Origin of the sequence: Streptomyces sp. SID4985 (genome assembly GCF_009863025.1) — a bacterium.
Classification (GTDB): Bacteria; Actinomycetota; Actinomycetes; order Streptomycetales; family Streptomycetaceae; genus Streptomyces.
In genome coordinates, this window is record NZ_WWIR01000281.1 from 1 (window position 1) to 9,040 (window position 9,040).

8 protein-coding genes and 1 pseudogene are annotated in these 9,040 nt (G+C 72.1%); 4 read left to right on the forward strand and 5 right to left on the reverse strand.

What is annotated here, in order from left to right; translation table 11 throughout:
- Positions 1–81: 81 nt before the first annotated feature.
- The gene (locus tag GTW40_RS11680) at positions 82–984 is read right to left on the reverse strand and encodes a LysR family transcriptional regulator (RefSeq protein WP_161180104.1); all 903 of its coding nucleotides are present in this window, start codon (positions 982–984) and stop codon (positions 82–84) included.
- Between the two features lie 152 nt (positions 985–1,136).
- On the opposite strand from GTW40_RS11680, the gene GTW40_RS11685 reads away from it, so the two are divergent.
- From GTW40_RS11685 to GTW40_RS11695, 3 genes are all read left to right on the forward strand, one after another.
- On the forward strand, positions 1,137–2,021 hold the full coding sequence (locus GTW40_RS11685) for an SDR family oxidoreductase (RefSeq protein ID WP_161180105.1): 885 nt from the start codon (positions 1,137–1,139) through the stop codon (positions 2,019–2,021).
- 99 nt (positions 2,022–2,120) lie between these two features.
- Entirely contained in the window at positions 2,121–2,597 is a 477-nt protein-coding gene (locus tag GTW40_RS11690; RefSeq protein WP_161180106.1) for a DUF6328 family protein, read from the forward strand.
- 90 nt (positions 2,598–2,687) lie between these two features.
- Entirely contained in the window at positions 2,688–3,737 is a 1,050-nt protein-coding gene (locus GTW40_RS11695) for an aldo/keto reductase (protein WP_161180107.1), read from the forward strand.
- A 27-nt stretch (positions 3,738–3,764) separates the two neighbouring features.
- On the opposite strand, the gene GTW40_RS11700 is transcribed toward GTW40_RS11695, so the two are convergent.
- The 4 genes from GTW40_RS11700 to GTW40_RS11715 form a co-directional block, all read right to left on the reverse strand.
- Positions 3,765–4,415, reverse strand: a complete 651-nt coding sequence (locus GTW40_RS11700) for a DUF2238 domain-containing protein (protein WP_202485742.1) — start codon at positions 4,413–4,415, stop codon at positions 3,765–3,767.
- Positions 4,416–4,489: 74 nt separating this feature from the next.
- On the reverse strand, positions 4,490–6,172 hold the full coding sequence (locus GTW40_RS11705) for a serine/threonine-protein kinase (protein WP_161180108.1): 1,683 nt from the start codon (positions 6,170–6,172) through the stop codon (positions 4,490–4,492).
- 140 nt (positions 6,173–6,312) lie between these two features.
- Complete coding sequence (locus GTW40_RS11710; protein ID WP_161180109.1) at positions 6,313–6,990, reverse strand: AIM24 family protein; 678 nt, start codon at positions 6,988–6,990, stop codon at positions 6,313–6,315.
- A gap of 122 nt (positions 6,991–7,112) precedes the next feature.
- The gene (locus GTW40_RS11715; protein ID WP_161180110.1) at positions 7,113–8,315 is read right to left on the reverse strand and encodes a serine hydrolase domain-containing protein; all 1,203 of its coding nucleotides are present in this window, start codon (positions 8,313–8,315) and stop codon (positions 7,113–7,115) included.
- Between the two features lie 308 nt (positions 8,316–8,623).
- Here GTW40_RS11715 and GTW40_RS11720 point away from each other — a divergent pair.
- Positions 8,624–9,040 (forward strand): annotated as a pseudogene (locus GTW40_RS11720) (flagellar biosynthesis protein FlgM); the annotation flags it as partial.

Sequence of the window (9,040 nt, forward strand, 5' to 3'; positions counted from 1 at the left end):
GAGGCCGACGCCGTGGCCGACCGCTACGGGCCGCTCGTCCAGGCCCAGCTGACCCCCGGCGCCTGACCCCCGGCGCCTGACTCACTCGACGACCCCGGGCCCGGTCAGCAGCGCCTCGGCGCACCGGCGGAACTCCGTCACCAGCCGCCCGTTGTCCCCAGCCCGGGTCGCCACGGCCACCTGGCACGGCTCGACCCCGTGCAGCGGCACCGTGGTCAGATCCGGGCGCGGCGGACGCAGCCCGGGTACGCCCGCCGCGAGCGCCAGCGACTGCCCGGAGGCGACCAGCTCGAACTTGTCCTCGATGTCCTCGATGAACGGGCCGTCCGGCGCGGGCCGCCCGTCCGGGCGCGGGTCGATCCGCCAGAACGCGTCCCACAGCCGGTCCGGGACCCGGGGCAGTGGCTCGTCCGCGATGTCGTCCAGGGTGACCGACTCCTTGCCCGCGAGCCGGTGGTCCAGCGGCATGACGACCACGCGCGGCTCGTCGTAGAGCACGGTCACCCGCAGGCCCTCGGTGACGAACGGCAGCCGCGTGACCAGCGCGTCCACCCGGTGGCTCGTCAGCGTGTCCCGGGCCTCCTGCCAGCGCAGATGCGCCGTGCGTACGTCCGCGTCCGGGAACCGGCGGCGCAGCTCGCGCACGGCCGGGGTGACGATCACGCCGGTCGTGTATCCGACGGTGATCCGGCTGGGCTCGGCGGCGGCCCGTGCGGCGGCCGCCGCCTGTCCCGCCGCCCGCAGCAGCGACCTCGCGCGCGGCAGGAACACCTCGCCCGCCTCGGTGAGCCGCGTGCCCTGCGGGGTGCGGTCGAGCAGCCTGGCCCCCAACTCCCGCTCCAGGCGGCGCACTTGACGGCTCAGGGACGGCTGGGTGATATGCAGCGCGGCGGCCGCGCGCCCGAAGTGCCGGTGCTCGGCGACGACCGTGAAGTACCGCACCAGCCTGAGGTCGAGATCCGCGTCGGCGGGGGAGTCGGACATGCCCCCAGCGTACGACCCTCTGCCATATGAGCTATCTGACCTGCGGTGATGCCCGAAACGTATTGCCCGATGCGGAACAAGCTTTGGACGCGGACGCTCCGCCCGGCCAAGGATGGAAGCACTCCCACCCACCGTCCTAGGAGAGCAACGACATGCGTGTTTTCGTCACCGGGGCCACCGGATTCATCGGCTCGGCGGTCGTACCCGAACTCATCGGCGCCGGGCACGAGGTCGTCGGCCTCGCCCGGTCCGACGAGGGGGCCGCCGCGCTGAAGGCCGCGGGCGCCGAGGTGCACCGGGGCAGCCTGGCGGACCCCGAGGACCTGGCCCGCGTCGCCGACACCGCCGACGGCGTGATCCACCTCGCCTTCGTCCACGACTTCGCCGACGTCCGCGCGGCGGGCGACACCGACCTCACCGCCATCCGGGCCATGGGCGCCGCGCTCGCCGGCTCGGACCGGCCGCTGGTCGTCACCTCCGGCACCGCGATCGGCCCGACGGGCCGCCTGATCACCGAGGCCGACGCCCCCGCCCCCGGCACCCACCGCACCGCCTCCGAGGAGGCGACGACCGCGCTGGCCGAGGACGGCGTGCGCTCCTCCGTGGTCCGGCTCGCGCCCACCGTGCACGGACGCGGCGACCACGGCTTCGTACCCCGTCTCATCGACGTGGCCCGCGAGAAGGGCGTCGCCGCCTACGTCGGGGACGGCGCCAACCGCTGGCCCGCCGTCCACCGGCTCGACGCCGCCCGGCTGTTCCGGCTCGCCCTGGAGAAGGCGCCCGCAGGACAGCGGCTGCACGCCAACGCCGAGGAAGGAGTGCCGTTCCGGGAGATCGCCGAGGTCATCGGCCGTCACCTGGACGTTCCCGTCATCAGCCTGACGGGCGAGGAGGCCGAGGCCCGCTACGGCTTCGTGGGCCGCTTCACCGGGGTCGACAACCCCACGTCGAGCACGCTGACCCGCGAGCTGCTCGGCTGGGAGCCGACGGAGACCGGGCTCCTGGCCGACCTGGAGGAGGGGCACTACTTCCGGTAGTTCCGACCGGGGGACACCGGGCCGGTCCGGGGACACCGGGCCGGTTCGGGGTGGCGCCGGGCCGGTTTGAAGAGACGCTCGGGCGGTTAACTGCACCGCATGACCGAGGAGGGAACGCGCAGAGGCCGTAACGAGACCGAGGAAGAGCGGGCCGACCGGCGCTGGGGCGAGCTCATCCAGGAGGTCCGGGTGGCCCAGACCGGTGTCCAGATCCTCTTCGGTTTCCTGCTCACCGTCGTCTTCCAGCCCAAGTACGGCGAACTCGCCCGCACCGACCAGATCATCTACATCGTGACGGTCGTCCTCGGCGCCTGCGCCACCGGCGCCCTCATCGGCCCGGTCTCCCTGCACCGCCTGGTCTCCGGACGCCGCGTCAAGCCACGCGCGGTCCGCCTGGCCGGCCTCCTCACCTTCGTGGGCCTGATCCTGCTCCTCGCCACCATGGCCTCCTCGCTGCTGCTGATCCTGCGCGTCGCCACCCACGACGACTACGTCCCCTGGCTGGTCGCGGCGGTCGTCGCCTGGTACCTGACGTGCTGGTACGGCCTGCCGCTCTGGGTCCGCCACAAGGGTTGACCTGGAGCGGACTCCAATTACTAGAGTCCGTCGCGCGGTCGACGCCCTGTCGCTCCGCGTGATCGGCCGCTCCAGTGAGGAAGCATCGCCATGCGCTATCGCACCCTTGGCAGAACCGGCATCGAGGTCAGCACCCACTGCCTCGGCACCATGATGTTCCAGGACGGCTTCAACTCCGACCACGACGACTGCGTCCGCATCATCCACGCCGCCCTCGACCAGGGCGTCAACTTCCTCGACACCGCCGACATGTACGGCCAGGGAGAGTCCGAGGAGATCGTGGGCAAGGCGCTGCGAGGGCGCCGTGACGACGTCGTGCTCGCCACCAAGGTCCACTTCCCGATGGGCGAGGGCCGCAACCGCGGTGGCAATTCGCGGCGTTGGATCCTCAAGGCGGTCGAGGACAGCCTGAGGCGTCTGGACACCGACTGGATCGACCTCTACCAGATCCATCTGCCGGACCACACCACGGACATCGAGGAGACCCTCTCGGTCCTCACCGACCTCGTGACCCAGGGCAAGATACGCACCTTCGGCTGCTCGAACTTCCAGCCGGAGGAGATCGTCGAGGCCCACCACGTCTCCGAGCGGCGCGCCCTCGGACGCTTCCGCACCGCCCAGCCGCCCTACTCGATTCTGGCCCGCGGGATCGAGTCCTCGCTCCTGCCCGTCGCCGAGCGCCACGGCATGGGAGTCCTGGTCTGGAGCCCCCTCGCCTTCGGTTTCCTCACCGGCAAGATCCGCAAGGACAGGCCCGTCGACATGGAGACCGGCCGCGCCGCGATCCGGCCGGGCTTCTTCGATCCCGCCATCGCCGAGAACGCCGCCAAGCTCGACGCCGTCGAGCAGCTCGTCGAACTCGCCGAGAGCATCGGCTGCACCCTGCCGGAACTCGCCGTGGCCTTCACCGTGGCCCACCCCGCCGTCACGTCGGCGATCATCGGCCCGCGGACCATGGACCAACTGGAGGCCCTCCTCAAGGGAGCGGCGCTCACCCTGGACGACGCGACCCTCGACCGGATCGACGAGATCGTGCGCCCGGGGGTGAACCTCTACAACCCCGCCGCCTCCTTCCCGCCGCGCTCCCTGACGGACGCCTCCCTGCGCCGCCGTCCCCTCGCCGAACGCTCCGCCGCCTGAGTCCGGCGGCCGCCTCACCGGCCGGGATCACCGGTCGCCGGTCTCCAGCGCGGCGAGCTGCCGGTCGTGGACCTTGCTGAGCAGCAGCAGGGACAGCACCGCTCCGATCAGGGCGCAGAACATGTCCCACTGGGTGTCCCAGACGTCTCCCTGGGTGGCCAGGAAGGCGTCGGCGCCGTGGCCGCCGATCTCGGCGGCCGCCCACTCCAGCAGCTCGAAGCACGCGCTGAAGGCGAGGCAGGCGCACACGGTGAGCGGCGCCAGCCAGCGGCTGCCGCGCAACGGCGAGGTACGGCTGAGGAGTTCGCGGACCAGGATCGCCGGGACGAAGCCCTGCATCAGATGCCCGAACCGGTCGTACGGGTTGCGGCTGAGGCCGAAGGCGTCCCGGACCCAGTCGCCCGCGGGCACCTCGGCGTAGGTGTAGTGGCCCCCGGCCGCGAGGACCAGGGCATGTGCGGCGAGGAGGCCGCACAGCAGGCCGGTCAGGGGGAAGCGCCGCCAGGTCAGCAGCACCAGCGGCAGCCCGATCAGCACCCAGAACGTCTCCAGGAACCAGGTCGTACGGTCGTGTACGCCGATCGCGGAGACGGCGAGCCCCAGGGCGGCCACGCCCGCGAACAGCAGGGGCGGCACCCGGCGGTGCACGGTGCGCGGGGCGGGATGCGCGACGGTCATGGCGGCCTCCAGGCGGGGGTCGGGGAGCCCCCATGGTGGCGCCGCCGGGCAACGCCGGTCATGAGTACGGCTACTCAGGCGCGGAAGGTACGGAGCGCGGTGCGCAGTACGGCCTGGTTCGCCGGGTCCTCCCAGTCGGCGGCCGGGGTGGTGAAGCGCAGGGAGTAGCCCCGGCCGCCGCCGAGCAGGAAGCCGCGCCCGAAGGTGTGCGTCCGCGCCTGCCCGGTGCCGGACAGCCACTCCATGTCGGCGGCGGAGTGGCCCTGTTGGTCGGTGGCCTCGATCTCGCCGATCCGCTGGTAGCCGTCCTCCTGGGCGAGGCCGGGTTCGACGTCGTCACGCCAGACGGCCACGGGGTCGGACCCCACCCGTTCGCTGTAGGTGACGGCGAGCGTGGGGGAGGAGGAGCCGCCGGGGCCGAAGGTGACCCGGTAGGAGTTGTCGGCGCCAGATCTGATCCCGAGGCGCTGCCACTCCTCGGGCAGGGCGACCGTGAAGCCCTCCGGGGCGGTGTACGTGCGGAATCCGGCGGGGAGGGCGGCGGAGGTGCCGGACGGAGAGGCGGGGTGGCCCTGGGTGCGGGTGGAGGTAGGGGCGGGGGTCGTGCCCTTGCCGGGGGCCGTGCTCGGGCCCGGGGTGCCGCTCGGGGCCGGTGCCTCGCTCCGGCCGGGGACCGCGCCGGTGCCGGACCCCGTGCTCGTACCGGCCTCCGACGCACCCGCACCTGCCGACGCGGCCGCCCCGCTCGGCCGTGCCCCCGCCACCTCCTCCGACGACTGGTGCAAGACGGCCAGCGCGGCGGCGGCCACGGCGGCGACGGCCAGGCACACCCCGGCCGCCAGGACCCGTCTGCTCCGCAGGACACCGCCGCCCGGCGGGGCCGCCTCCGTCTCCACCTCGGCCTCCGGAGCGGGCGCGGGCGTGCCGTACGCACCCGCGTCCTCCTCCAGCACCCGCACCAGCGAGGCGCGCACCACCGGACGGGTCAGCCGCTCTCGGGAGTTCTTGCGCAGCAGCCCCTCCACGGTCCGGGTCAGCGGGCCCGTGCGCAGCGGGGCGCGCAGCGGAAGCCGGGCCACGGCCCGCAGGGTGGCCTCGGTGCGGCCCCGGTCGCGGAACGGCGGGCGCCCCTCGGTCATCGTGTAGAGGATCGCGCCGAGCGCCCACAAGTCGGCGGCGGGGCCGATGCGTTCGTCGCGGGCCTGCTCCGGCGAGGCGTACGACGGCGCCGCGACCCTCGGTGCCAGGGTCGTGCCCGCGAGCCCGAAGCCCGCGATCACGACCGTGCCGCCGTCCCGTACGAAGATCTGGCCGGGGCTCAGCTCGCCGTGGGTGATGCCCTCCTCGTGCGCGGTGCGCAGCACGTCGAGCACTTCGAGGCCGATGCCGGCCGCCCGTACGGGGTCGAACGGCCCCTCTTCTTCGAGGAGTTGGGTGAGCGGTGTGCCGTCGATCCACTGGGCCGCCGTCCACAGCGTGCCCGGTTCCACGACCGCGTCGATCACCGAGGCGACCCCGCCGGGGCACAGCAGCCGCATGGTCTCGGAGGTGCGCACCACGCGGGACCTGGTCCGGCGCAGGGTGTCCTGGTCTGCGGTGCCCGGCAGCGCGGTCCGCGTCACCAGGCACGCGCGGTTCTCCCGTACGTCCTCGGCCCGCCACCACTCGCGGCCGGTCTCCCGGGCGAAGACCTCAAGGAGCCGGAACCGCCCGGCGACCAGTTCATCTGCGACGACGTACGCCTCGGCCATGGCCATCCCTCGCTGTAACCCTGCCGTTGTCTCCCAGGGTTACGCGAAGGTCACGGTGAAGTGTTCAAACCGATCGTGTTCCGGTCATTTTTGACGTTCGGTCAGTGCGGCTGTCGACCTCCGTCAGTGCGGGCTGTCGGCATCCATCAGTGCTGCTGCGCCGACTGCGGCGTGGCCTCGCTCGGGCGGACCACCACGACGCCGCTGCCCCGGAGCATCAGCTGCACGGCCTCGCCCGAACCGCCGCGCAGCATCGAGCCGAAGGACTGCGAGCGGTGCAGCGAGGTGTCGAGCCCGGCCGTCCAGCCGACCACGGCGTCCGTGTCGACGTACACCGGGTTCTCCGGGGACACCGGGATCACCAGCGGGTTGCCCTCGCAGACCAGGCCGAGGCGGCCGTGCCCGCTGAACACGCTGTTGAACAGGCCGCCGCCCGCGATGCCGGAGCCCTTCACGGTCTTTATCTCGTAGGAGAGCGTGGCGTCGAAGCACAGGACGTTGCGGCCGTTGACCGTGAACTGGTCGCCCGGCTCCACCTCGACGATGAAACAGTTCTGCGCCTCGTGCGCGAACCACGCCTCGCCCCGGCCGCGCACCACCATCAGCGGCAGCCCCTCACCGGTGACGGCGCGCTTGAGCATGCCGCCGATGCCCTGGCCCTTGTGCTCGAACTTCAACTCGCCCCGGTGCGCGACCATCGCGCCCTGCCGGGCGAGCATCTCGCCGTTCACCGTGTACTTCAGACACTTGGCGTTCTCGACGGTCAGGCCCGGCTCCACGGCCGGGCGCACCATGTGCTCGCTGGAAAACAGATCACCCTTCATGCGGGGCATCGTGTCCCGGAGGGGAGCGTTCCGACAAGATCGTGGAACGCGCCCGGCTCCTGGACTTCGCGTGTCCCGGCTCCCGGGCTCCGTGCGTCCCGGCTCCCGGTGCCCGCTCCCGTCTACTGCCGCAGATCCCCCTCGCGTTCGCGGAGCATCGTGCCACGCCGGGCCGTTTTGGCGGGCTTGCCGCAGAACGCCGACTCCAGGGTGCCCGCCAGGGTGTCCAGGACCTTGCCGTTGTTGGAGGTGTTGACCAGCGCGGTCAGGCTGCGGCCGCCGTCCTTGCTGGTGAACGCGTAGGTGTAGTAGCCCTGTACGGCGCCCGTGTGGCCGTAGACCGAGATCCCGCAGGACAGGTCCCGGCGCCGCAGTCCGAGGCCGTAGGCCGTGGTGCTGTTGACCTTGGTGAAGCGCTCCATCTCGGCGAGCCGCGCGGCGGAGAGCAGCCGCCCGCCCACCAGCGCGGAGTAGAAGGTGTTCAGGTCCTTGGCGCTGGAGATGATCGCGCCCGCGCTCTGCGCCCAGGACACGGTCTGCCGGGTCGCGTCGACCAGCGCGGCACCGGACGTGTCGGGGGTCAGATAGCCGCGCGCGTACCGGCCGGGGATCGCGGTGTCCGGGTGGACGTAGAAGGTGTCGGCCAGCTTCAGCGGCTTGATGACGCGGTTCTGGTACTCGGTCCTCACCGAGTGCCCGGTCAGCTTCTCGATGAGCAGGCCCGCCACCACGAAGTTGGTGTTGGAGTAGGAGTAGGCCGCGCCGGGGGCGTTGGTGCGCGGCTTCTTCAGGGAGAGCGCGATCAACTGGCGGTAGGTGAAGACCTTGTTCCGCACGCTCTCGAAGCCGGAGACGCTCTGGGCGAACATGTCGTTGCTGAAGTCGTACAGGCCGCTGCGGTGGCTCAGCAGGTGCCGGACCGTGATCCGGTCGTCGGGGAGCAGCCCGGGCAGATAGCGGTTCACCGGGGAGTCCAGGTCGAGCTTGCGCTCGTCGGCCAGCTGGAGCAGGACGACCGTCGAGAAGGTCTTGGTGACGCTGCCGATCCGGAAGCGGTCGCCGGTGCTCATCGCCCGTTTCGCGCCCCGGTCCGCGAGGCCCCGGCTGATGAGATACGTCCTCCCGTGGTCGTCGATCCGGGCCGCGGCGCCCGGGGCTCCCTGTTCCCGCGCGGTGCGCAGCACCCTGTCGACGCCCGCCGTGTCGGGTGCGGGCAGTGCCGCCGCGCGGCCCGGCGCCTCGCTCGCCGCCCGCGCCGGGACCGCGAGGAGAGACAGCGCGACCGCTCCGAGTACCGCACCCCTGCCCACCGTTGCTGAGACCATCCGGTTCCCACTCCTCGTTCGCACGGTTGTTGATGCGACATCGGTCACATTCCGGCCTGGAACCTAGGGGATTGAGCCGGAATCTCACGCTCCGACACACACATGGTCAGTCAATGATCACTCTGTGACGTATATTCGCAAAGGATTGTCATAGGGAACCGCGAAATGGATCATTCCAGGTTTACGTGGCCATGACTCATCCGGAAGGGTGAACCTCGGGCCCGGTCCGGGCCTCCTGGCGCCCAACGGTGCCATGTCGCAAGGCGGTTGGCGCGACCGGCCGCCTTCGGACGAAGGAACCCCTCCTCGTGCGCAGACCGCACATACGCAGCGTGGCCGTCGCCGTCGCGGTGACGACGGCCGCCATGGGCCTGGCCGGTACGGCCCTCGCGGGCCCCCGCCCGGCGGACGTACGGTCCGTCCTCGGCACCGAGCGGACCGCCCTGGTCGTCCACGCCGCGCGTGCCGCGGCCTTCGCCCACGCGGCCGACACCGGGGTCGTCACCGGCGACGAACTCCAGCCGCAGGACGTGATGTTCGACCCCGAGGGCGCCCGTCACGTGCGCTTCACACGCACCCACGCCGGACTCCCGGTCCTCGGCGGCGACCTCGTCGTCCACCTCGACCGGCACCTCGGCTACGCGGGCGTCACCCGCGCCGCCGACCGCGCCGTCCGCCCCGCCACCACCGACGCCAAGGTGACCCCCGGTCAGGCGGCGGCCGCC

Coding starts and splice junctions, on each gene's coding strand:
- GTW40_RS11700 (WP_202485742.1), bottom strand. CDS start 4,415: ATGACCGTCGCGCATCCCGCCCCGCGCACCGTGCACCGCCGGGTGCCG.
- GTW40_RS11710 (WP_161180109.1), bottom strand. CDS start 6,990: ATGAAGGGTGATCTGTTTTCCAGCGAGCACATGGTGCGCCCGGCCGTG.
- GTW40_RS11690 (WP_161180106.1), top strand. CDS start 2,121: ATGACCGAGGAGGGAACGCGCAGAGGCCGTAACGAGACCGAGGAAGAG.
- GTW40_RS11705 (WP_161180108.1), bottom strand. CDS start 6,172: ATGGCCATGGCCGAGGCGTACGTCGTCGCAGATGAACTGGTCGCCGGG.
- GTW40_RS11715 (WP_161180110.1), bottom strand. CDS start 8,315: ATGGTCTCAGCAACGGTGGGCAGGGGTGCGGTACTCGGAGCGGTCGCG.
- GTW40_RS11695 (WP_161180107.1), top strand. CDS start 2,688: ATGCGCTATCGCACCCTTGGCAGAACCGGCATCGAGGTCAGCACCCAC.
- GTW40_RS11680 (WP_161180104.1), bottom strand. CDS start 984: ATGTCCGACTCCCCCGCCGACGCGGATCTCGACCTCAGGCTGGTGCGG.
- GTW40_RS11685 (WP_161180105.1), top strand. CDS start 1,137: ATGCGTGTTTTCGTCACCGGGGCCACCGGATTCATCGGCTCGGCGGTC.